16 protein-coding genes are annotated in these 22,925 nt (G+C 40.7%); 7 read left to right on the top strand and 9 right to left on the bottom strand.

Features of this window, described 5'->3' with window-relative positions; translation table 11 throughout:
• Window positions 1–61: 61 nt before the first annotated feature.
• Complete coding sequence (locus PARA125_RS10235; RefSeq protein ID WP_502920601.1) at window positions 62–211, top strand: helix-turn-helix domain-containing protein; 150 nt, start codon at window positions 62–64, stop codon at window positions 209–211.
• 197 nt (window positions 212–408) lie between these two features.
• Window positions 409–2,166 (top strand): M3 family oligoendopeptidase, encoded by a 1,758-nt coding sequence (locus tag PARA125_RS09525; protein WP_213158651.1) that lies wholly within the window; start codon window positions 409–411, stop codon window positions 2,164–2,166.
• Between the two features lie 116 nt (window positions 2,167–2,282).
• Here the strand turns inward: PARA125_RS09525 and fumC are convergent, their stop codons facing one another.
• Window positions 2,283–3,674, bottom strand: a complete 1,392-nt coding sequence (fumC, locus tag PARA125_RS09520) for a class II fumarate hydratase (RefSeq protein WP_213158650.1) — start codon at window positions 3,672–3,674, stop codon at window positions 2,283–2,285.
• Window positions 3,675–4,440: 766 nt separating this feature from the next.
• Between fumC and PARA125_RS09515 the strand changes: the two genes are divergently transcribed.
• Complete coding sequence (locus tag PARA125_RS09515) at window positions 4,441–4,734, top strand: hypothetical protein (RefSeq protein ID WP_213158649.1); 294 nt, start codon at window positions 4,441–4,443, stop codon at window positions 4,732–4,734.
• 602 nt (window positions 4,735–5,336) lie between these two features.
• Here PARA125_RS09515 and PARA125_RS09510 read toward each other — a convergent pair.
• The 4 genes from PARA125_RS09510 to PARA125_RS09495 all read right to left on the bottom strand — a co-directional run bounded on the left by PARA125_RS09510 (window position 5,337) and on the right by PARA125_RS09495 (window position 13,197).
• Window positions 5,337–7,361 (bottom strand): leucine-rich repeat domain-containing protein, encoded by a 2,025-nt coding sequence (locus tag PARA125_RS09510; protein ID WP_213158648.1) that lies wholly within the window; start codon window positions 7,359–7,361, stop codon window positions 5,337–5,339.
• Window positions 7,362–8,262: 901 nt separating this feature from the next.
• Window positions 8,263–11,250, bottom strand: a complete 2,988-nt coding sequence (locus tag PARA125_RS09505; RefSeq protein WP_213158647.1) for an ATP-dependent nuclease — start codon at window positions 11,248–11,250, stop codon at window positions 8,263–8,265.
• 459 nt (window positions 11,251–11,709) lie between these two features.
• Entirely contained in the window at window positions 11,710–12,231 is a 522-nt protein-coding gene (locus PARA125_RS09500) for a hypothetical protein (protein WP_249274322.1), read from the bottom strand.
• Between the two features lie 810 nt (window positions 12,232–13,041).
• A complete protein-coding gene (locus tag PARA125_RS09495) occupies window positions 13,042–13,197 on the bottom strand; it encodes a hypothetical protein (protein WP_213158645.1) in 156 nt (51 codons plus the stop codon).
• A 457-nt stretch (window positions 13,198–13,654) separates the two neighbouring features.
• On the opposite strand from PARA125_RS09495, the gene PARA125_RS09490 reads away from it, so the two are divergent.
• Entirely contained in the window at window positions 13,655–14,977 is a 1,323-nt protein-coding gene (locus PARA125_RS09490; protein WP_213158644.1) for a phosphatidylethanolamine N-methyltransferase family domain-containing protein, read from the top strand.
• Window positions 14,978–15,012: 35 nt separating this feature from the next.
• Here the strand turns inward: PARA125_RS09490 and PARA125_RS09485 are convergent, their stop codons facing one another.
• Window positions 15,013–15,225 carry a YgaP family membrane protein gene (locus PARA125_RS09485; RefSeq protein WP_213158643.1) on the bottom strand — a complete coding sequence of 71 codons (213 nt, stop codon included), beginning with the start codon at window positions 15,223–15,225 and terminating at the stop codon, window positions 15,013–15,015.
• 146 nt (window positions 15,226–15,371) lie between these two features.
• Here PARA125_RS09485 and PARA125_RS09480 point away from each other — a divergent pair, with 146 nt between their 5' ends.
• Together PARA125_RS09480 and PARA125_RS09475 are read left to right on the top strand one after the other, a co-directional pair.
• Complete coding sequence (locus PARA125_RS09480) at window positions 15,372–16,169, top strand: substrate-binding periplasmic protein (RefSeq protein ID WP_213158642.1); 798 nt, start codon at window positions 15,372–15,374, stop codon at window positions 16,167–16,169.
• Between the two features lie 338 nt (window positions 16,170–16,507).
• Window positions 16,508–17,962, top strand: a complete 1,455-nt coding sequence (locus PARA125_RS09475; RefSeq protein WP_213158641.1) for an RNB domain-containing ribonuclease — start codon at window positions 16,508–16,510, stop codon at window positions 17,960–17,962.
• A 302-nt stretch (window positions 17,963–18,264) separates the two neighbouring features.
• Here PARA125_RS09475 and PARA125_RS09470 read toward each other — a convergent pair whose 3' ends face one another.
• Window positions 18,265–19,119 (bottom strand): bifunctional methionine sulfoxide reductase B/A protein, encoded by an 855-nt coding sequence (locus PARA125_RS09470; RefSeq protein ID WP_213158640.1) that lies wholly within the window; start codon window positions 19,117–19,119, stop codon window positions 18,265–18,267.
• Window positions 19,120–19,563: 444 nt separating this feature from the next.
• On the opposite strand from PARA125_RS09470, the gene PARA125_RS09465 reads away from it, so the two are divergent.
• Complete coding sequence (locus tag PARA125_RS09465) at window positions 19,564–21,000, top strand: hypothetical protein (RefSeq protein ID WP_249274321.1); 1,437 nt, start codon at window positions 19,564–19,566, stop codon at window positions 20,998–21,000.
• 86 nt (window positions 21,001–21,086) lie between these two features.
• On the opposite strand, the gene PARA125_RS09460 is transcribed toward PARA125_RS09465, so the two are convergent.
• Window positions 21,087–21,707 carry an MIP/aquaporin family protein gene (locus PARA125_RS09460; RefSeq protein ID WP_213158639.1) on the bottom strand — a complete coding sequence of 207 codons (621 nt, stop codon included), beginning with the start codon at window positions 21,705–21,707 and terminating at the stop codon, window positions 21,087–21,089.
• 79 nt (window positions 21,708–21,786) lie between these two features.
• A complete protein-coding gene (locus tag PARA125_RS09455; RefSeq protein WP_213158638.1) occupies window positions 21,787–22,317 on the bottom strand; it encodes a DUF2147 domain-containing protein in 531 nt (176 codons plus the stop codon).
• Between the last annotated feature and the right edge of the window lie 608 nt (window positions 22,318–22,925).

Raw genomic sequence — 22,925 nt, 5'->3', positions numbered from 1 at the left:
ACCAAAATTGCCTCGGACCCTCTCTTCAACCACAAATTCCCCCTTATCTTTGCCTGTGGGAATGACCCTTCAAGAGCTCGAAAAAAGGCTGATTATTGAAACTTTACAAGCGCAGCATCATAATCGCACGAAAACCGCAGAAGTGCTTGGCATAAGTGTTAGAACGCTTCGCAACAAGCTTAATGAATTTAATCTGAAAGAGGAAAAATAGGGAGCCCTATTCCGCCTTTAGTTCTACAGGAGCTAGGGGCCCCTTTTCTATTTTAATCGCTAAAACTCTCTTTCATTTATGAGCTAATTGAAGAAAAGGGGCATGGCTGTTACCTCCAAGCTTGATGGCTTAAGCTTTTTTATTGACTTCCTCCTCTTTCAGGCTCAAAATTTGAACGTTCAAAGCAAGGAGAAAGGATGCCCACCGCAATGAAGCCCCTTTGGAATTTAAACACCCTCTATCCCAAAATACCTCTTTCAAAAATTGCTGATAATCTCATGCAAAGTCTTCAGCAATTAGGATATCTCCTTTCGTCTGGCAATCTTTTAGATTCTATTTTATCTTTGCAAGAGGTAGACGCTCAGCTTTCCAATGCCTTGTCCTATGCTAGTTGTCTGATTGCCCAAAATACCCACGATCAGGAGGCCATCCGTTTTAATGCAAGGCTGCAAGAGGCATTTGCAAGCTTCCAAAACCTCAACGATGGGCTTAATCAACAATTAGCGAAATTATCAAAAGGCCAATTCCGAGGCCTGCTAAAAAATAAAGATCTGCTACCCATTCAATTTATTTTAGAGGAAAGGCGCCTAAGAGCTTTAGAAAAACTCCCTCTAGAGCAAGAAGCTTTAATTCACGACCTTGCTGTAGATGGGTTTCATGGCTGGTATCAGCTTTACCAAACACAGGTAGGAAAAATGCGGATTTCTTGCACCATTGAGGGGGAAAAACGGCTTCTATCAGTGGGGCAAGCTTACAATCAACTGACCCATGCCGACCGCAAAACGCGTAGCCATGTTTTTTCGCAATGGACTAAAGCATGGGATCAAGAAAAAGAGATTTTAGCGCAAATTCTCAATCATATCTCAGGTTTTCGCTCCAAAGTCTATGAAAAAAGAGGGTGGAATTCCTATCTTAAAGAAGCCCTAAACCTTAATCGCTTAAGTGAAAAAACACTGACGACCATGTGGCAAGTGGTAACCGAAAATAAAGCTCCCTTTTTAGATTACCTGAAGGTCAAAGCAAAACTTCTCAAGCAAAAAAAGCTAGCGTGGCATGACCTCGCAGCTCCTTTAGGCAAAAAACAGAAAAAGATTTCTTATACGGAGGGATTTGCTCTCATTGAAGAGCATTTTCAAGAGTTTAGTCCCTCTTTGGGGCGTCTTGCAACACAGGCGAAGCAACAAAAATGGGTAGAAGCTGAAGATCGCCCAGGCAAAAGCCCGGGAGGATTTTGCACCTCTTTCCCGCTGCAAAAGCAAAGTCGCATTTTCATGACGTATTCAAATACGCTGGAAAACTTAATGACTTTAGCCCATGAATTGGGACATGCATACCATAGCCAAGCTGTATTTGATCTACCCCCTCTTGCTCAAAGTTACCCTATGAGCCTGGCAGAAACAGCCTCCACTTTTGCCGAACAAATTTTATCGGATGCCTTACTTAAAAAAGCTTATAAGCCTGCTGAAAAACTTTTTCTGCTCGACCAAAGGCTTCAACGAAGCAGCATTTTTTTCCTGAATATTCATAGCCGCTTCTTATTTGAATCAGAATTATATATTAAAAGAAAGCATTCAACCCTCTCTGCTGAAGAGCTTTGCGAACTGATGCAAAAGGCCCAGCAAACTGCCTTTTGCGACTCCTTAAGCGAATACCACCCCTATTTTTGGGCTGAAAAATTGCATTTCTATTTGACCGAACTCCCGTTTTACAATTTTCCCTACGCCTTTGGCTATCTCTTTAGCATGGGCATTTATGCCATGGGACGCTCGTCCCCCAAAAACTTTGCTAAGCGCTACCACAGCTTATTGCAAGATACGGGGCGAATGAGTTGTGAAGAAGTCGCCAAAAAGCATTTGGATGTCGATTTAACTACCCCCGACTTTTGGCAAAGTGCGATACAATTAGCCATAGAGGATGTCTCCCTATTTGCACAAGCTGCCAAGCAAAGTTCTTAACCTGAACATGAGTTGCATGGAGATTCCGCACGAGGGGTTAAATCATCCGTTTTTTTAGCAGAAATGGCCTGCTAGTTTAAAGCTGAAAATTAACCAGAAAAAAACCCTTAAGGTTTTTAGCCATGGGGAGCAATCATTTTTGCAGGATCCACTATCTGATCAAATTCTGCTGCCGTCACAAACCCTAAAGCTAAACAAGCTTCTCTTAAAGTCGTATTTTCTACATAAGCTTTATGAGCAGCCTGCGCCGCTTTATCATACCCAATTTTAGGCGTTAAGGCGGTCACCAGCATTAAAGATCGATCGAGAAGCTCTTTGATCCGGTCTTTATTGGGCTTAAGCCCCTCAATGAGATATTGGGTAAATGAACGGCAACAATCTGAAATCAAATGCACAGCGTTCACAAAATTATAAATAATGAGGGGCTTATAGACGTTCAGTTCAAAATTTCCCATGGCTCCAGCCATCGTAATGGCGTGGTCATAGGCCATCACTTGAATTGCCACCATTGTCATCGCTTCACACTGGGTGGGATTGACTTTTCCTGGCATAATAGAAGAGCCTGGCTCATTTTCTGGCAAGGAGATCTCTTGCAAGCCACAGCGTGGTCCTGAAGCCAACCACCGGATATCATTGGCAATTTTATAAAGAGTAGCGCCCAATGTTTTAAGCGCTCCGCTTGCAAATACGAGGGGATCGTGAGAAGCTAGTGAAGCAAATTTATTAGGCGCTGAAACAAAGGGTAATTTCGTTTCCTCTGCAATTTTTTTTGCCACTAGTTCGGCAAATTTTGGATGAGTATTTAACCCCGTCCCTACCGCCGTTCCACCTAAAGCTAGGCGATAAAGGGCGGGCAAAGTTGCTTTTATATTGGTAAGATTATCGTCTAGCTGGGCCACATATCCAGAGAACTCTTGGGCTAAGGATAAGGGGGTGGCATCCATTAAATGGGTGCGCCCAATTTTGATAATATCTTGAAAAGTTTCCCTTTTTTTCTCTAAGGCGTCGCGCATGTAGTGGACGGCAGGCAATAAACGATGAGTGATCTCCTCAACTGCAGCAATATGCATGGCGGTGGGATAGGCGTCGTTGGAAGATTGACTCATATTCACATCATCATTTGGATGGATCGGTTTTTTGCTGCCTATCACGCCTCCCGCTAGTTCGATCGCTCGGTTCGCAATCACCTCATTCATATTCATGTTAGTTTGGGTTCCGCTGCCAGTCTGCCAAATACGGAGAGGGAAATGGAGATGCAGCTTTCCTGTTATCACTTCATCAGCAGCTTGAATAATCCATCTGCCTTTTTTAGCAGGCAGCTTTCCTAGTTCCACGTTAGTGAAAGCAGAGGCTTTTTTAACAATTGCTAAGGCTCGAATGACACATGGGGGCGTTATTTCATGTCCAATATTAAAATAAATCAAAGAGCGAGCTGTTTGAGCCCCGTAATAAGCTTCCTGGGGAACTCTCATTTCACCCATGCTATCCGTTTCGATGCGATGTCCCATTTACAACCTCGTGATTTTCTCTAGATAATTCCCCTAACTTTAGGATTTATGGCACTCAAGGGAAGATGTCAACCAATTTGTGCGGTGGATATTTAAAGGTCTTTAGTTAAGTTCTACCTATCCCTAAATTGCAACCTTATTGACTAGAGATACTCTACCAATTTCTTCAAGATGCAAAAGGTGAAGCCATTCTTTACACTCTTGGCTATGCCTTTGCCCTCTTCTGCCTCTACGGTTATTAAGCTGAACCTTAGTTTTTTCTCCTTGATTTTCAGCTCCTTTTAACTTGGCCGGCAGGCTATTTTACGCAAAAATCCTGCTTTATAGCAGAACCAATTATAGCGGGAGGCATGCACCCTTTCTTTAGTAGGCAACAAGCTTTTTTTGAGACTTTCCGCACCCAAATTTGAAGAAAGCTACCACTAAAGCATGGGGTTTGCCAGTAAGAAATTTTCTTGCGAGCGCTCATCTAATTTTTGTGAGAGGGACAATTTAATTTGCGGCCTTTCTTTTGGAATAGAGGCCCAATCAATCACGCCAAACAGATAGGACCTACTTGCACTCGGCATCCTAATCGCTTACATAAACCCGCCTGTTGAACCTTTATGGACTATGGGCTTTCGACAACTTTTCATCTTTTTAATTACTTTCCTATAAGGATAAACTGGCGAACTAGTTCCACACTACAACAAAATAATTTTAATGACCAAAAACACATAAAATCCTATAATTTTATCTCAGCAAAATAGAAGCACTAAGAGGTTTTATGAAAATCGTAGCTAAGTCTTTTGAGTGGAATGATATTATCCCGTATAAAACAGAGATTTTAAAAGGCAAAAATTATCACTTAAAACGACTAAAGGTATTAATCAATAAAGATAGCCAAAGCATTACGGTCGTTTGGTTAAATCTCTTTCAAAGATTTATCGCTATTTTTACGAACAAATATTTAAAAAAAGACTGTGGAGATGTCCACGTTTTATCAACCTCTGTTGCCATCAAAAAAATAAATGAAGCGGTTCTCAAAGCGAAAGCTCCTTCTGAGGAAGAAAAAATTTAAAGCTGCCGCAGGAAGCTCCCTCTGATCTGGAAAAAATAAACTACACGCGATTTAGCAGCTTAGGCAGATATTTTTGAAAAATTCTCTCACGATAGAGCTTGTCAAAAAAAGCAATATCATAATCAGTACCCCTTAAAACTGCCCTAACTTTTACCGGCTTCCACAAGGAAGGCTTAAGCCATCCACACTTATTCATCACCATCCTACTCTGGATGCACCGAAATAAAAAAATTGAAGAATTCGAGATCGCAGTTTAGAGCCAGCTTGCGTTAAACTTGCGTTTTACTAAAAATCGGCCAAAAGAGAGAAAGAATTGGCCTCTCCTGCTAGCTTATTTCAAGCACCAAAAAATGAAAGAGCGTTTTCTATAGAACTAAAGCGCATTATGTACAAAGGGTTATTACTCCTCTAAACTCCCTCTTTCCTTATTTGCTCATCCTTAAAATCGAGAATTCTAGCAAGGCTTAAAGAGGATAAAGGCTGCTAAAATGGCCTCTTTTTATATGCATCCCACTTTGCGTTTTAAATTTTTCTCATGCTCTATTTTTCAAAAGGCGCTATGCTTGCTTCTGCACCTCTCGCTTATCTATTTTTTATCTTCCTTAACAAGCGCTTTGCAAAGGGTTTCCACCCAAATCTATCCACGCGCCAAGCTGTTGAAGCTTTTTGATTTCCACAGGAAGAGCCCTTAGCTGGTTTCCCCATAAGTTAAGGCTTTTCAGCTGAGTAAGCTGCCTAATTGCGATAGGAAGAGCCGCCAGCTGGTTTTCCCTTAAGTTAAGCCATTCCAGCTGGGTAAGCTGCCCAATTGTGGTGGGAAGAGCCTTCAGCTGGTTTTTCTCTAAGTTAAGCGTTTTTAGCTGATTAAGCTGCCCAATTGTTACAGGAAGAACTGTTAGCGGGTTTGCACATAAGCTAAGCCCTTTCAGCTGAGTAAGCTGCCCAATCGTGACAGGAAGAATTGCTAGCTCATTTTGAGTTAAATAAAGCCATTCCAGCTTTGAAAGCTCTCCAATTGTAGTAGGAAGAGCCGTCAGCTGGTTTTCCCCTAATTCGAGTATTTGTAGCTGGGTAAGTTGTCCAATTGTGGTAGGAAGAGCCGTCAGCTGGTTTTCCTCTAAGTCGAGTATTTGTAGCTGAGTAAGTTGTCCAATTGTGGCAGGAAGACCCGTCAGCTGGTTTTTTCCTAACTTAAGCCATTTCAGCTGTGTAAGCTGCCCAATGCTAGCAGGAAGAGCCATCAGCTGGTTTTGCCCTAAACAAAGCCACATCAACTTTGAAAGCCGCCCAATGGTGGGAGGAAGAGCGACCAGCTGGTTTCGTGTTAAGTCAGCAGCTTCCAACTGCGTAAGCTGTCCAATGGTGTCAGGAAGAGCGGTCAGCTGGTTTCCTTGTGCTCTAAGCTCTTTCAGATGAGAAAGGTATCCAATTGTGGGAGGAAGAGCTCTTAGCTGATTTCCCTCCAAGTTAAGCACTACTAGCCGAGTAAGCTGCCCAATTGTGGTAGGAAGAACCGTTAGTTGGTTTTGCGTTAAGATAAGCGCTTTCAAATTGGAAAGCAGCCCAATTTCTGGTGCTAAAAAAGTTAAGCCTAAATTAAATAAATCTAGCGTCGAGACATTCTTCCCATGCTCTTTTATCCACTCTTTAAAAAGCTCTCCTTTTTGCTTTAAAGGCAAAGCTTTAATCTCTGCTTGGCCTAGATAGGCCGCTCCTCCAGGCAGCTTTTGCCAAATTAAGAGGCGGTTAATATTAAGGAGATAAGAGGCATAAGTAGCCAAGGTAAAAGACTCTTTTTTCCGATTTTTATCCTCAAATTCTAAAGGAGAAAGGGATTGGGCCTTTTTAAAGAGGCTCTCAAAGATGGAGGTTACTTTGGCTTCATAAGAAAGGCGGGGATCCAGGTTGTAAATTTTTTCTAAAATGGAGGCTTGTTCTCCCCGATTTTCCTCCTTTTGAGGAAAATGAAAATGAAGGATCCCATCATAAAGGGAGGCCATCGGCTCCGAAGAGGGATTTTGCCCTTCTTTAGCACGGGCGCCAGCTAAAGCAGGCTCAGAAAGAAAACAAAAAGAAGTAGTAATAGAAAGAGAGTTGTGCTGCATTTGCTGCAGCTTTCGCGCAACAAATTGCCTCACTTTTTTACTTTCTCCTAGCAACTTTTCCGTCCATTTAAAACTTTCTTTCTCTTTTGCTGTCAGTTCTTTGCTTTCTTGGTTCATTAACTCTTCGAGCTGGCTTTCTAGCGTTTTTTTTAAAGGCTCGTCCTCTTGAATAGAAGGTTCGTCTAAGAGGTTAAATAAAAGCTCGAGATAATGCTCTTTGGCAAATGGAGAAGAAGATATTTTTTGCTTGCCTTTTTCCAGACCAGGCTCAGGCTTAAGCTCTTCTAGTCCGGCTAGCTTTCTAATAGTGTAATTGGGTGCATGCCCTTCAATAGGCTTCCCATCTAAGGGACAAAAACCATTAAGCTTTAAGGCTATAGTTTTTACATTAAAATTATGGCCGCAAGGAAACAAGGTAACGGCCCTGGTCATCAGCTTTCCTGAGACCGGATCTTTGAGGTTTTCAAAAACGGTAGCTTGAAAGCTTACCTGGTTGCTAGAAGTAACAGTTGGCGGCAACATGCAATCTCCTCAAATTTTACGATAAGTTGATTATCAAGCTTAGGATGGCGTGCATTTTTTAAGGCTTGCCCTAACGCTTTATTCAAAGTATTTATTCTTCTTCTCTTTTAGGCAATTTTTATCTTGCTTGCGGTAAAAGTATGCAAATCGGGACTTTGATTGGCAAAGGGAACAGAGAATTTTGCTAAAAATCATTCCATCAGCTCATTATTTTTTTCATAAATTTTAGGTTAAGAATTTTCGTAAAAACATGGCGAACAATCACTCTGCCAACACTACGCTATTCAGAGCTAAAAACATCTTTCCTTCACCGATGATGTTTATGGGGCTTGGCATCATCTTTTCATGGGCATAATCTGTTCTTATTCACTAGATGCCGGTTCTAGCAACTCTAGTTAATTAAAAGCTACTCATGCAGCAAGCGAGCGAGATAATAAATCCTTCTTCTGGAGCCAGAATCTTACCAGGTGGCCTATCAATAGGAAATAATTTGGTTCATTAAAATATCCTTCAATTTTGAAACAAATGTCCTTTCAAAGCATTTAAAATTCGCATTTACTCCCACTTTAACAAGAGCAACGGCAATTGGCCCTGAATTCCTTTATTGCTGATTGAAGGTGGCCTTTTAGTAGCAATATCGCAAAAATGCAGGCCTTTGCTAGCGACTTCAACAGCTACCATTAGGACAATATCTTCCTAATAAACAAGACATGACAACAGATTTACTCCTTTCACTTACTCTCTTTTAACATGTAAATAATGCCTTCTATTATTTTATTTTGGGCTACCTTGAATGTGAAATTTTATTTTAAAACCATTGAGTGCATAAATAAATTTAGAGTTGAAAGAGCCAAGGGCATAGCTCGCTTTGAGATCCAAAATCGGCTATTTCAGGCCTACTCTAAGTTTCTGGCTCTTCCTCTTCGCCCCACCCAAGATTAAACTCTAAATTTTCCTCCTCTATCCCTTTTTGATCCATAGCTTGCCTTATTTCAGCATGCCTCTGCTCTTCTTCAGCACGTTGCTCTTCTTTGGCAATCCTAGTTTTTAAGTTGTGGAAGTAAGGAATTACGCCTGAATTTTCTTCTTGTGGGGCTTGTACCTCATTTTCCTCAATGATATCCTTCATAGAGGAATAAATTTCCAATAAATCAGAGGGTATTGACACGCTTTGCATCTGGTCTAAAATAAAAGCAAAATCGTTGAGAAGTTCATGAGGGATTTTGAGTATTTTTTCGTAAATTGTTTGTAAATTGTGTCCTCTAAGATAAAGCAAAAATCTAGGATATTGCAATCGGTGGACTGCATGCAGGCGATTGTTTAAGACCAGGTACACTTTTTCACTCTCTTTGCTTTCCCAATCTACGTTGCTTGATTGGTCCATAATTTTTATCTCACGTGCATTTAAACACCTGACTAATTTATTCCACTCTTTTTCAGATTGTTTAGTAGGATTTTTTGCTCGTTTTTCAAAAAACCCCTTTAATTTTTCAGCGATACGCGTTTGATCAGAGTTTTTTCCAAGTAAGTCCTTATTTTTTTTGTTGTTGTCATCAAAAATCAAACAGGCAGAAAGATTAAATACCCCATAATTAGTTGGTTCAATTATTTGTTCAAACTCTCCCTTTAAACCCGATAAATATTCTTTTAAAAAGTGAGTAGCTTTGCTCGGCTTTTGTGAAATATCTACTACGGCATCCATTAATTTCACGATGGGTGAATCACCCTTTAGAATTACTTCACATGCTTCGATTTGCTGCTGAAGAAGTTGGGTTAAGCCACCTAAATTCTCGCCTTGGCTATACTTTTGCATAAGATCTTTCTTTAAATTTTCAAAAAAAACTTTTAAGGTTTCGAAGATACGCTTTTGCTCAGCTTTTTTTTCAGACAAGCCTTTATTTATTTCGCTGTTTTTATTAATAGTTAAGGAAGCTAAAAAATTAGATATAGCCGGATTAACTTGTTCAGCTACTTGCTCGAACTCTTTCCCCAACTTCGTCAAAAGTTCTTTTAAAAATTCGGCTGCCCGGATTGGCTGTTGGGAAATTTTTCCTACAACATTCATTAATTCCACGATGGGTGAAGTACCCTTTATGATTGCTTCGCATGCTTCAATTTGCTGCTGGAGAATTTTATTTAAAATACTTAAATTCTGCTCTCTATGCTGGAAAGCGCTCTCCCATGCTTGACGCACGCGTGCATAAAAAACATCGACGAGTTGTTGGCAAAAATGCCGGTCGCTGAGGAGTTGCTCGATAGGCTGATCAGCTTTAGATAAAGAGGAAACTAAACTTGTAAAAATTTTTATACACTCACTTAGATGAGGTTGAAGGTTAGGATCAGCGCTGACCTCCTGGCGGATGTAGTCAAGGCATAGAAATAAATGGATGGGATCCAACATATAGTTTTCTAAGCTATACCGTTTCAAGGCCTTTAAATTTCTGCTGCCTCCTTCATGGTTAAAGTTATCACCATCTATGAGACCAAACACAAATTGGGATAAGGGTTCGGTCGTTTGCCCTGCAATTTTCTCAATCAGTGATCTAATAGCAGAGCAGCTAGATAGCTCATCGTTATTTCCTGCGCCGTGCACTTTGAAAATCAATTGAGACTCTATCAGACGGCTGTCGTTTAAGCGTTTGGCTAGCATGGAATAAAACTGCTTATCTTTCTCTCCTTCCACAAATACTACGGCAAAGGGTTCATTTACATAGACTAAATTGCCACTTAAAATATTCATGGCTTGTTTTTTGTTGGCCACCGGCTTAATGGAAGGTTCAAAACCGGGGGCTTCATTTTCTAGTATAAATAAACATTTTTTGGGAACGAAACTCACTGTTGTCGGGTGATGGGACGTCATAATTACTTGGATCCCCAATTCGGCAACCAATTTGGTTTTAATAATGTCAATGACTTCCTTCACAGCGCTGGGATTTAAATGGGCATCAGGTTCGTCGAGTAAAATTACTCCTTTCTCTTGCATATGACGTTGGTCAAAGCGCCAAAGAAGAACGAGAAGAATGATTCTTTCTCCTGAGGATAAGCTGGTTAGCCTAATAGGGGTAAACGAGTCTTTCATCCAGCTAGAGTGACAAGCAAAAGTTAGGCAAATGCTTCCCAATTCCCCGTTATTAGCATTCCACGCAAAACTCTCTTCAGATAAAATGTATTTGAACTTACATTTTATTAAGTACTGGTTGATCTCCTCAAAAGTTTTCTTGACAGCCTCGCGCTTCTCGCCTCTTTCGCGCAAATTTTTATCTAGCAATTTATTAAAAGTGAATTTTGCCACTTGCTCAATCGAATTATATTCCATAAGATGCGGCGCAACTGTTTTCTTATATTGGTTTACCAATTCTCGCTCAAAGTCAGGGAAAGAATAACCTCCATCTTTTTTATTCATTTCTTGAAGGGTAGATTCGATCACTTCATCAAATAAGGGCTGGCCGTCTGAAGCATCAACTCCTTTTTGCAATAGCTTATGGAGTGCGTATTTGTTCAAGCGCTTGCATGATTCTTCCATCTCTCTGTCAAATGCTTCTTTAGACTGAGTATCCAAATCATCTCTTAATGAAGTAAGCCGATCTGTATTCTGTAACGAGCAGATCTGAAAGCGGTGCTCACCCAAAACTTTAACCCTTTGGTTACTATTGGCTAAACATCCAAATAAAATCGCCTGCAAAAGATTTGTTTTTCCTGCTCCATTTTTACCGGCTACCACAGAAAACATAGGAATGGCTTCCCAGGTAAAACCAGAAGGAAAATTTTGATACGGTCCCCTGACCTCTAATTTTTTTAAGTACCCTGGCTTTGAGAATTCATCTTCTTCTCGCTCTTGCGTGAGGGACCGTACTGGCATTGTGGGAGAACTAGGTGGAGTTACAATCATACTTGCGCTCTAATAAATAAGTTAAAGTTTTTTTTAAGATTTTAAAATTGTATTTTATAGGCAATAAGCAAAAAATCGTCAAATGCAATTTTCATTCGCACAAGCTTAAATACGCAAATATTTCAACTGGCTTGTTTTTTTTTAAAAATCTTAGGACGCGCGGGCAATCAAGCTCCCCCCTGCTCTATTGCTTAAGAGAAAAGTTTCTTGCCGGCTCGTATGCTGCTAAAGTCAGGTATGACCATCTTATATACAGACAGCCATGGCTATGGGCACTCTGGGGAAAATCGCACAAATTCAGGTAAAGAGGAAGGGTAGCAAAGCTTTGTTAAAATTGGCGCAGAGAAACCGGGCGAATTATTCTATTTTGTGAAGCATGCAAAAGGGCCAGATTCGCGTTGTTGTTTTGCAAAAGCGTAAATCTGGCCCTCTAAATCTAAGCATTAACTGCTGATTTTATTATGGGTTGCTGTCGCTAGACTCAGGAGTAGGAGCTGTGACAGCGGCTGGTGCTGAAGGCACCGCAGTTTGGTTGGAAATACGTTTGTAGTAATATTTTGGTACATATTTGCATTCCCGATCACACACATAACGAGGAACTTTTTTTGTTTCTGTAGTGGTGTAATATTGAGGAACATAACGTACGCAGTCTACTTTGTAGTACTGGGGTACATATCTGACACGTGTCTTTTGGTAAGTTTGAGGAACTTTTTTGCATCTTTTAACTTGATAGCTTTTGGTATCCCACTCACAACGCCATTTATTGCGATATTGGGGTTCATATTTGCAAACTAAACAGTAACACTCACCTGCAAAATATTCTTGACCGGGTTCAGCTGGAACGCCTCCTTCTGCTTGAGCTGCCAAAGAGGTTTCATCTGGCGTGGGAAACACGCATCCCTCAGGTCCGCATTGAGCATATCCATTATTAGAAATAAAAGCACAAAGTGCAAAGAAAAGTATTAAAGAAATTTTTTTCATAGTTACTCTCCTTAACAAAAGGTTAAAGAATTGAAGAGATGCTAGTAGCATCCCTTACTTATGATAGAAAACATCGTTCTTATGGTTGAGTCTCTGTGTTCGGAGACTTGTGAATTTTGCTTTCTTAACTTCAACTTCTTACTTTTCTGAATTAATTTCAAACACTTTTTCAGTTTTTTTAATAAAAAGATTGTTTCACACTGAGTTTCAGACTCTATATTCGTGCAATAAACCACAGACAACGAACTGATTAAAGAGAATTACAAAAAATTACCGGCCAGCAAATATTCTCAACCAATTCCCCTATTTGTTAAGCTTAAATTCAATTGAATAAGTGCGGATTACTTAACCATATGAATGAAAAAAAATATCAATTTTTATTTAAATTGAATTATAACTAAAAGAAAGGATGGCATTCATTTCCTTACAAAACTGAGATATTAAGAAGTTTTCAATAAGCCTTTTCTCCAAACCTCGAGCAAATAGACTGCTTTTTTTTAAGCTTCAAGAGGAAAGTTTTTGAGAAAATGCCTATTTCACTGGGATAAAACAAGCTTGCTAAATATAGGGATACAAGGCTGTTAAACTCCTGAGCACTTGCCATGCCAATTCTTTAAAAGTTGCTTCAAACGTTCTAAGGAGCTGACTCTCAACAATCCCCTCTTATTGTGGAAAAAGTCGCCTGGCCTTGAAGTTGCCCCAGTTTTTTTCTAGGCTATGGGCCATGTATCCCCCCCCTGCCTCTTTAGCCTTGATTTCATTAGATTGCCCTGTGGTTGAAGTTCAGCATTTTAAGCCTTTCCAGATTAGCTATCCTTGCCTTAATTTTACTCTTTCTGGTAGGCGCCACGGCACCTTTATGGCAGCAGATATTCCATCACAGGAAAGTTGAAACTGGGCCCTTTGACTTTCCAGGCAGTGGTGTGAAGTGATCTGCCATCCCAGATGACCATTATTTGTTATCACAAAATTTTCCTCTGGGATCTTCAAGATATAAGAGAAAAGGGCTTTCTGGTTGTTTAGTATCCGTTACTCTTAATACTGGACAGAGCATCCGATCGAGCGATGGGGATCAACTGAACGGATTAGAAGCGATAGTTTCCAAAATAAAAAGGGGAAGGGTTGCATTCCTGTGTAGTGAAAAAGAGCTTCCTTTTACCCTCTCAAAAGCTTTGCGCAGCGAATCCACCCGAGTCCTGTGCAAACGGATTGATCGGCGATGCTGTTTTCCTGAGAAGGCAAATTCGCTAATGGACTCACTTGATAGTCTCATCCTCTGCTTAGGGGATGTTTTCTTTTTACGGTAAATTAATTTTTTTATTTAAATAAAAAAGGGATGCAGCTACATGTTTGTTAATGACCCAAATCGAGACCGTTTTAAGGCAATGCGAGTTAACAGATAAACCCAAAGGAATTTTCGTTCATGCGCAGTCCAACTTCCGTTTATGATCACATGCGAACTTCACTAAACACCCTAGTTCCTTTCTTATTAATCGCCCTATGCCCTCCTTCTGCAATTTTATTTTGGTATACCAATGTCGCTCTTGATGGCTCATTTCTCCAGTTATTTCAACAGATACAGGAACAAGGTTTTTTCAAGTTGCTTTACGAAGTTTGGGCTCCCTTTTTCTGGGGAACAAAAACTGCTTGGTCAATTTTAGCCATTTTCGCAGCTTTGCAACTTTTCTTCATGAAAGCTTTACCTGGAAAAACCTACTTCGGTCCCATCACGCCAAAAGGGAACATTCCGGTTTATAAGGCTAATGGTCCGTTAGCTTATTTTTTAACGCTTGCCTTATTTCTTGCCGGATCCTATGGCTTGCATTGGTTTTCGCCTACAATCCTCTACGATAACCTAGGACCTTTATTAGGAGCCCTCAATATTTTCAGCCTATTGTTTTGTTTATTTTTATATGCCAAAGGACGTATTGCCCCCTCTTCGACAGATGCTGGAGCTTCGGGAAATCCTATTTTTGATTACTACTGGGGAACAGAGCTTTTTCCACGCCTGCTAGGATGGGATGTTAAGATGTTTACAAATTGTCGTTTTGGGATGATGAGCTGGCCCCTACTTCTCCTTTCTTTTGCCGCTAAGCAACAAGAGCTTTATGGGCTAAGCGATTCGATGGTTGTGGCAGTTGCTTTACAACTCATTTATATTACCAAATTTTACTTTTGGGAGACAGGCTATCTCCGTTCCCTAGATATCATGCATGATCGCGCTGGCTACTACATTTGTTGGGGATGCTTAGTTTGGGTTCCCGGAGTGTACACTTCTCCAACTCTTTACCTTGTTAACCATCCTAATCACTTGGGACTCCCATTGGCACTCTTTGTCTTTGCCCTGGGAACAATCTGTATTATGATTAACTATCTTGCCGATAGGCAAAGACAAAAAGTACGGGAAAGCAGCGGAAATTGCACAGTGTGGGGGAAAAAGCCTTTCTTCACTTTAGCGCGTTATATCACAGGCAAAGGAGAACGCAAACAAAATATTTTACTTGCTTCCGGATGGTGGGGAATTTCGCGTCATTTCCATTATATACCAGAAATCCTAGGGGCTTTTTTGTGGAGCGCTCCCGCGTTATTTACCCATTTTCTTCCCTATTTTTATGTCGTTTTCTTAACCATTCTATTAATTGAACGGGCATTTCGGGATGATCGTCGCTGCGCCCTTAAGTATGGAGAGGATTGGGAAGCTTATTGTAAGCATGTCCCTTATAAGATCATTCCTTACATGATATAGGTGGCTATCGGCGGACCGAGTCCGCCATCCCTCTTTTAAGGGTTTCTTTTATCCGAATTTATGGCACAAGAATTTTTTCCTATCCATTGATAAAAAACGCACCAACTTGCTAAAGCTTCATAAAAACAGAACAACGCAAAAGCTAGCATGAGCCAACTGTTAGCCCACCATGCACATGCCAAAAGCACCACGCCAAAAGTTAATCTTATTAATCGATCTTTTGTTCCTATATTTTTTTCAAAGCGCATCTTTACCCCTCCTGCCATCTTAAAGCTTCACAGAGCTTTAGCAATGATTCCAAGCTACTGCCTGAGCTATTTTTTCCTCTATTTTATTTGCATTTTATAAAAAAAAGGTTTAGCTATAGGGAAGAAATCATTTTAAGGAGAGTCCTATGAAATCCTTCTTTCCTACCCTCATGCTTTTACTCTTCTGTTTTTATACAAGCTTAAATGCTACACCAAAAGCTCATTTAAATACGATAACTCCTGGAGTCTTAAGAGTGGGAAGTTCGTTTTCTAATCCCCCTTTCATTAATAGACAAAAAGCCGGTTTAGAGGTCGATTTACTCCATGCAATTTGCAAGCAACTCAAATTAAAATGTGAATGGGTCGAAGTGGCCCCAGATCAAATGATGGCAGGCCTTGAAAACCGTCAATTCGATTTAATAGCCGGCGGTCTAGTTGCAGAACAACCGTCACAGTTTATAGATTTTTCTGTTCCTTACTTAGTCACGCCTTTAAGTTTGGTGGTGAGTAAACTTAAAAATGCGGGGATTAAAACTATCCAAGATTTAAAAGGAAAATCGGTGGGTGTCGTAAACCGTAAAGCCGAAGAAGAAGCTGCGAAACAGCTGCTCAATGACGGGCAAATTGGTAAGCTGGTGATTTATCCTTTTGAAGAGATGAATACCTCTCTTAAAGACCTTGAAAAGGGCCACGTGGATGCCCTTTTGCTTCTCTATCCCCATGCTTATTTACTTGTCAAAGAAAAAAGAAGTTTAAAAATTCTTGGATCTTTGTCCAAACCCCTTCAAAAAGTGGCCTTTGGGTTTAACAAAAAAGATCCCCAGCTTCTCACTCTGTTTAATCAAGCTTTACAACAAACCCAACGAGACGGAACTTATACTAAAATTTACAAAAAATGGTTTCATGAAGTTCCTTCGGAAGAATCCCTAAACCTCACACCTTGAAGCTGAACCGTCACAAGTGTGATTTCCACTCCAATAATTAAAATTATTTATTGATAATATTTAACGTAATTTCATATGGTAAGCTTAAAATGGAGAGCTTAAATTTTTGCTCTCGTTTTAAAGAGGTCACATGCAGCATCCCCTATTTGCCATTTTGTTCGGTATGTTTTTTAGCTTAAGTGGCCTGTTTATACCCCTTTTCTCTCCCCCTATTTTTTTGACAATATGCCCTCTCAAAAATCAAAGCTTACCCCTGAAGAAGCCCTCGCCGATCCCGGGGATATTGTCACTTCCCAATCTGGACAAAATTCTTGAATCCCAATAGCGAGATGAAATAGATGCTTACAAACCAAAATGAGATTGATTTAGATCAGATTGCCTTTCAAGCGATGCTTGACCGCGGTTTTATCCCCGATTTTCCACCCCCGGTTTTAGACGAGCTTGGCAAGATAGGTTCCCCGCCAGCCCCTCATTTTTCTTATCGAGACCTACGGCACCTGTTATGGATTTCGATTGATAATATAGATTCTCAAGATCTTGACCAGTTAACGTTTGCAGAAAAAACCCAAAATGGAACCTATAAACTCTATGTAGCGGTCGCAGACGTTTCGGGAACTGTTCAACCAGACTCTCATAACGATTTGCGCGCCCAAAATAACACCACTTCTATCTATACGCCTACTGTTAACTTTCCCATGCTACACCCTAAACTCTCCACCAATATGACCTCATTAAATGAAAAAGTGGATAGAAATGCGGTCGTAGTAGAAATGGAGATTGATGCAGAGGGAAAATTTGAACTTTTAGAAGTCTATCTGGCGGTCGTTTACAATCATGCCAAACTCGCTTATCCTACGGTCTCTGAATGGCTTGAATACGGTAAGCCGCTGCCTTCCATTTCTGAGGAAGTTCACGACCAACTAAAATTGCAAGACCTTATCTCAAATAAAATTCAACACTACAGGGATCAATTAGGCACTTTAAATTTTGGCACCATCGAAGTTCAACCGATCATTGAAAATCGTGTGCCAGTCGCTTTAACAAAAGTCGTGGCGGATCGCGGCCATAAACTCATTGAAAACTGCATGATCGCCGCCAATTCTTGCCTTTCCAAATACCTGACAAGCCAAAACATTCCTATCCTTAAACGTATCGTAAAGAAACCGCGCCGCTGGGAAAAAATCGTAGAAATTGCTCAAGGTTATAAAGAATTTTTACCCGAACAACCAGATGCTAAAGCGTTACAAAATTTTCTTTTTAAACAAAGTAAAGCAGATCCTCTGAGATTTCCCGACCTATCGTTAACGATCATTAAATTAATCGGCCGGGGAGAATATGCGCCTAGTTATCCTGGAAATGAGGCTCCTGGCCATTTTGATTTAGCCTTGGAAGACTATGCCCATACAACGGCTCCCAATCGACGTTATCCCGATTTGATTATGCAAAGGCTATTAAAGAGCTTTCTACAAGGACAACCATCTCCTTATTCAGATCGTGAGCTACAAGCCCTTGCCCAGCGCTGCACAAAAAAAGAAGGAGATGCGGATAAGGTCGAAAGGCACCTAAAAAAATCGGCTGCCGCCATGGCTTTAAGAGATCAGATTGGAAAAATTTTTTCCGCAATTGTAACAGGTTCAAGCTCAAAAGGTACCTGGGTGCGTTTACTCCATCCTCCTGTGGAAGGCAAGCTAGTGCGTGGGTTTAAGCACCTAGATGTGGGTGATAGAATCGAAGTTGAGCTACTGGAGGTCGATATCGCTCATGGCTATCTCGACTTTGCACGCTATCACTGAGAAGAAAATAAGCTTCAGAAGAACTTGTTAAGGCGATTGTTTATAAAAAATTATAGGGCTTAGCGACCAAGACTCTTCATTAGTTTTAGATGGCCCTGAATGGGTCTGCCTTTTCCCTAAGCTTAAGTATGCCGATCAGGTGACTGCTCAGCCCGTCCCAAAGACGCGTAGAATCCCTCCTAATGACATACCTTTGCAAGCTCTGCTCCTTCTATACCCTGTTTTTCTCCTGATAGCTGCTGAATCGCCATGCCCTTTGTTCCAACCAGTTTCCTTTGCGTCATTTGCAAAGACCCCTAAATTCAAAACTTGGGAGCCCAATGATGGCAGTAAGGTTGCTTTCCAGTTTTTTCATAATAAGATTGGTGATAATCCTCTGCTGGATAAAAAGTTGAGGCAGGCACGAGTTCAGTCATGACCTGGATCCCAAGTTTTTCTAGCTTTCTTTTTAAATTTGCAGCAATTTCTTTTTGCTGTTCGGTGAGGTAGAAAATAGCCGAACGATATTGGCTTCCCACATCTGGCCCTTGCCTTTGCGCTTGAGATGGATCATGGATTTCAAAAAAGTACTTAGCAACCCTTTCATAACTTAATTGATGAGAATCAAATTGCACTTCAACAGCCTCTGCATGCCCTGTTTTACCGGTGCATACTTCTTCGTAGGTGGGATTGACAACCATCCCCCCTATGTATCCAGAGGTCACTTTTACTACACCCGAAAGTTTTTTCATTAAATATTCGACTCCCCAAAAGCAGCCCCCAGCGAATATGGCGCGTTCATACCCTTCTGGTGTAAAAGCCGGAATAAATGACAAAGAGAGAGAATTGACACAATGCCTGATGTTTTTAGAAGTGAAAGCTTCGCCATAAAAAACATGCCCCAAGTGAGCCTGACAAGCGCGACACAGAATCTCTATCCGCTCCCCGTCCGCATCTCGTTTACGCTCTACCGCCCCCAAGATTTCCTCATCAAAGCTCGGCCACCCACAATGAGAAAAAAATTTGTGAGAAGAAAGGTATAGAGGGGCATCGCAACGCTTGCAGGCGTATATTCCCGGCTCAGCATGCTGGTTATATTGCCCTGTACCGGGATATTCCGTCCCTTTTAGACTCATCACCTTCTCTTCTTGCTGAGAAAGCTTATGGTACCTTTTCATTTCTATCTCCTTTATTAAGTTCAAAGGCCGATTTTTAATCGGGGTTCTACCTGCCGAACCTCTTGGTCAAAATAAGCCCTCTTTTTAATCTCGCAAAATGCCCCCTTCATTCCAAAAGGCTCTTTTTTGCTCTGCATACCGCAACAGTTGTCACCGCCAAATGTCCCAAAATTTGTTTTTTGTTTCCTCTTTTTTTTAGATTAAACCATAGGCTATTCTTTCTCTATCTTACATTGGCCTCCTAAGAAAGCCTGTAAAAAAAAGAGAAAGCTATCCTAAGAGAAATTCTCAAGCTCATCCCACCGATTACCCCATCCTCTTATTATTTTTTTTAAATGGTTGACGAAATTTCCAGCATTGAAGATGCTAATATTTATTGCCTACCTGCAGATTTGGGGCCTTTCTCATCTCTGCTTTGTTTAACTTAAAAAAGGGGGATCCACTATGCTACGGCGTTATTTGCATTATTCTTTGTTGTTTTTATTAATGACAGGTGGATGGGGCCACATTGCTTTATGTGACAATCAGACACCAACTGTTAGCCGCGTGTCAAGTTCGGGAGAAAGGCTACCTTTTCAAGTTAAATTGGAGCTAGCAGACTTTTCTTTGCCGCAGGGAATCCAAGCGTTTGTTTCCGCTAAATTTAGCGGAAAATTTATCCTTTTAGCAGGCAGCGCAAATGGGCTTAATGGCTTGAATAGCAGCGAAGCTAGCTTTTCATCAGGCGAGCAAAACACCACGATTTATGTAGTGGATCCTACCGAGAAAACGGTGTATTCCAAATCCTTAAATGACGCCACTTCAGGATTAAGCCAAAGACAAATCGATCTATTATCTGTTACAAATGCTCAGTTTTACCAGCACGATGGCATGCTATATATCGCAGGAGGGTATGGAATAGATACGGCTACTGGGGAATCGAGTATTAAAGACAGCTTAACAGCAATCGATCTGCGGGGTTTGGTCCATTGGGTCCTCAAACCTTATCCCACAGAGACTTTAGCCCATCATATTCGGCAAATCCACGACCCTGTGTTTCAAGTTATGGGCGGCTATATGACACGCACTAGAAAAGGGGATACATGGCTCATGTTTGGGCAAACCACCTACACCTCGGACAATAATGGTCAATACAGTGAGCAAGTCAGACGTTTTAAGGTCCATGATGATGGAAAAAAACTTTCGGTAAAAGTGCACCACGCCCTACCAAAAAAACCTAATCCCCATTTTGCCCGCCAGGATTTAAATGTCGTTCCCATCGTCCATCATGTTTTAGGAGCGCCGGTTCAAGGGTATGGCGCTTTTGGCGGGGTATTTACCCCTACAGGTGGGGCTTGGACTGTTCCTGTTATCATTAATACGAAGGGAAAACCCAAGATGGAAAATCCCGATGATCTAGAAACCTTTAAGCAAGCAATGAATCAATATGCCTGTCCCACTTTGCCCCTCTATTCGAATCATACAGATGAGATGTATATCCTATTCTTTGGAGGGAAAAGTTACGGCTTTTTTGAGAACGGAAAATTTCAAACCGATCCGCAACTTCCTTTTATCAACCAAATTTCAGCCATCCGCTTAAATAAAAAGAAAGAATTCAAGCAATATATTTTGAAACAGCAATACCCTGTTCTTTTATCTACCGAGTCTAATGCAGGAAATCCTCTTTTATTTGGAGCAAGAGGACAATTTATCCCTGTCGATAATTTACCTACTTATGGAAATGGAGTGATTAAATTAGATCAATTGAGCAGAAGATCCACAGTGATTGGATATGTGATAGGAGGCATTCAAAGCACTCTTGCCCATCCATCTACATCCTCTGATTATGCAGCTTCACCCTACATTTTCAAAGTTATTCTGAAAAGGATCGATCGAGATTAATTTTTTGAAGCGAGCCCAAAGTTTTTGCTTTGGGCTCGCTTTTTTAAATCGTCGCAATGGCAGACCAATCGATTAAATTGCTTGGGCTATTCATTGGGATGCGCTGCTTTAAATACGTACGCCGCCGCCGCTCCCCCTAAAAAGTTAGCCACTAAGAAAACCCAAAAATTTGTCCAAGCGCTAATATTCAATAAGGAAATGCCTAAAGCCACCGCCGGATTAAAGGCTGCCCCTGACAACGAGCCAACTGCATAAGCGCCTGCCACGACCGTAAAACCGATTGCCCAGCCGTAGTGGGAATTGCCTTGAGTTGCCCTTGCTATAGCAACGTTCAATACGACATAGCAAAGCGCGAAAGTAAAAAGAAATTCTGCCATCATCGCTTTAGTCGCGTCAATAGCGAGGAAAGTAGCGGAAGATCCCTCTTTAAAATAAGCCGTAAAAAATGCAGCTATCCCGCCCCCTAAAAATTGGGCTGCCCAGTAGAGGCCTAGGTCTTTGGGTGACAGGCGCTCTCTTAGAAAAACAGCTAAAGAAACCGCAGGATTATAATGACCTCCCGATATATGGCCTCCCGCATATACCATAACAGCCAAAATGGCCCCTATAGCAAGAGGAGCGAATGGCCCAGCACCGGGTTCTAGGATTGTCATCCCCACTGTTAATACAAGAAAAAAAGTTCCAATAAATTCATAAAGATATTTCATTTTAAAATCCTCCAATCATGTTTTTTGTATAATAATTCCTATACTAAACATATTGGAGGATTTTTATACAACAAACAAACTATTTATTTAACCTTTTTACCCGATTTACTTTAGGAATGACTGGCACGAATTTTTTCAAGTCGGGCTTAGTAAGTTCCTTTGGAAAAGCGTGCTCTCCTACAGGCAGCCAAGTTTGATTGCGGCCTAAGAAAAAGATTTGCCCCCGTACAATTAAATTCCCATTTTTTGGCCACATTTGGGCATCATAAACTCTTCCATGTTCAGGATCCAAGATTTTGCCATTGGTATATTTTTCTCCATTTTTCTTAAGATTCCACATAATATCCATGCCGGAGAAAAACGGGTTTCCTTGCACCCCTGGAGCGCGTGTTTTGGGAGCTTCTATAGAATCGTCAATTTCTCCATCCGGACCATAGGTGGCAATAATTCGTCCAAAATATTTTCCTTCATATTCATAAATCGCTACAATACTCTGAACTTTTCCTGTTTCGTCATCTACGGTTTTCCAAAATCCCTCTACTTCGTTGCTCCCATAAGCGGAAGTTAGCGTGGCCATCAGAAATAAAAATAAAGTTAGGAACTTTTTCATAGATAGTCCTTTAGGTATAAAAATTAAAACAGAGGTTAAAACTTCACTGTTGCCTTTCTTTTTAAGAAAGTCAACTTTTTTTTAAAAGTTAAGCCTCCTTTTAGGGGAGAGGAAAGTTTTAACGAAAATCACCCTAAAAAATCTGAGGCTTTTTGACTCTGTGACTGGATGTTTATGAGTTCGACAAAAATAAGGGGTAAGATGGGAGGTGCTATTAATTCCCTTTCACAAGCTAAGCGCAGAGGACGGAATCTAGGCCTTTTAGCGGAAGACATTCCTAACATAATGCCTAAGCCTCTTTGCCAACAGATCGTTCCCTGGCGCCAGCTTGTGACAAGGAATTGATAACACCTCCTCTTGTCAGAAATCAGCAACCGAAATAAAAATTAAAACGTTTAGTTTAACTATAGCAATAAATAATTTTATTTGATAATCTCTACAATTTTACTCCTACCCTAAACAACATTTGATAACAATGTGATTTCTCTTTATAATTTCATCTAATCAAAAATAATTAATATTTACAACAGTATAAATCTGTCCTTCACCATTTCGCATGATTAAATTTAAAGGTTAGTTATTTAAGAATTAATCTCTAATTCAAAGGA

It is taken from the genome of Parachlamydia sp. AcF125 (assembly GCF_018342475.1).
GTDB lineage: Bacteria > Chlamydiota > Chlamydiia > Chlamydiales > Parachlamydiaceae > Parachlamydia.
This window is presented reverse-complemented; position numbering and strand designations above follow the sequence as displayed.

Coding starts and splice junctions, on each gene's coding strand:
- PARA125_RS09490 (WP_213158644.1), top strand. CDS start 13,655: ATGCGCAGTCCAACTTCCGTTTATGATCACATGCGAACTTCACTAAAC.
- PARA125_RS09505 (WP_213158647.1), bottom strand. CDS start 11,250: ATGATTGTAACTCCACCTAGTTCTCCCACAATGCCAGTACGGTCCCTC.
- PARA125_RS09500 (WP_249274322.1), bottom strand. CDS start 12,231: ATGAAAAAAATTTCTTTAATACTTTTCTTTGCACTTTGTGCTTTTATT.
- PARA125_RS09465 (WP_249274321.1), top strand. CDS start 19,564: ATGCTACGGCGTTATTTGCATTATTCTTTGTTGTTTTTATTAATGACA.
- PARA125_RS09480 (WP_213158642.1), top strand. CDS start 15,372: ATGAAATCCTTCTTTCCTACCCTCATGCTTTTACTCTTCTGTTTTTAT.
- PARA125_RS09470 (WP_213158640.1), bottom strand. CDS start 19,119: ATGAAAAGGTACCATAAGCTTTCTCAGCAAGAAGAGAAGGTGATGAGT.
- PARA125_RS10235 (WP_502920601.1), top strand. CDS start 62: ATGACCCTTCAAGAGCTCGAAAAAAGGCTGATTATTGAAACTTTACAA.
- PARA125_RS09525 (WP_213158651.1), top strand. CDS start 409: ATGCCCACCGCAATGAAGCCCCTTTGGAATTTAAACACCCTCTATCCC.
- PARA125_RS09460 (WP_213158639.1), bottom strand. CDS start 21,707: ATGAAATATCTTTATGAATTTATTGGAACTTTTTTTCTTGTATTAACA.
- PARA125_RS09455 (WP_213158638.1), bottom strand. CDS start 22,317: ATGAAAAAGTTCCTAACTTTATTTTTATTTCTGATGGCCACGCTAACT.
- PARA125_RS09475 (WP_213158641.1), top strand. CDS start 16,508: ATGCTTACAAACCAAAATGAGATTGATTTAGATCAGATTGCCTTTCAA.
- fumC (WP_213158650.1), bottom strand. CDS start 3,674: ATGGGACATCGCATCGAAACGGATAGCATGGGTGAAATGAGAGTTCCC.
- PARA125_RS09510 (WP_213158648.1), bottom strand. CDS start 7,361: ATGTTGCCGCCAACTGTTACTTCTAGCAACCAGGTAAGCTTTCAAGCT.
- PARA125_RS09515 (WP_213158649.1), top strand. CDS start 4,441: ATGAAAATCGTAGCTAAGTCTTTTGAGTGGAATGATATTATCCCGTAT.
- PARA125_RS09485 (WP_213158643.1), bottom strand. CDS start 15,225: ATGCGCTTTGAAAAAAATATAGGAACAAAAGATCGATTAATAAGATTA.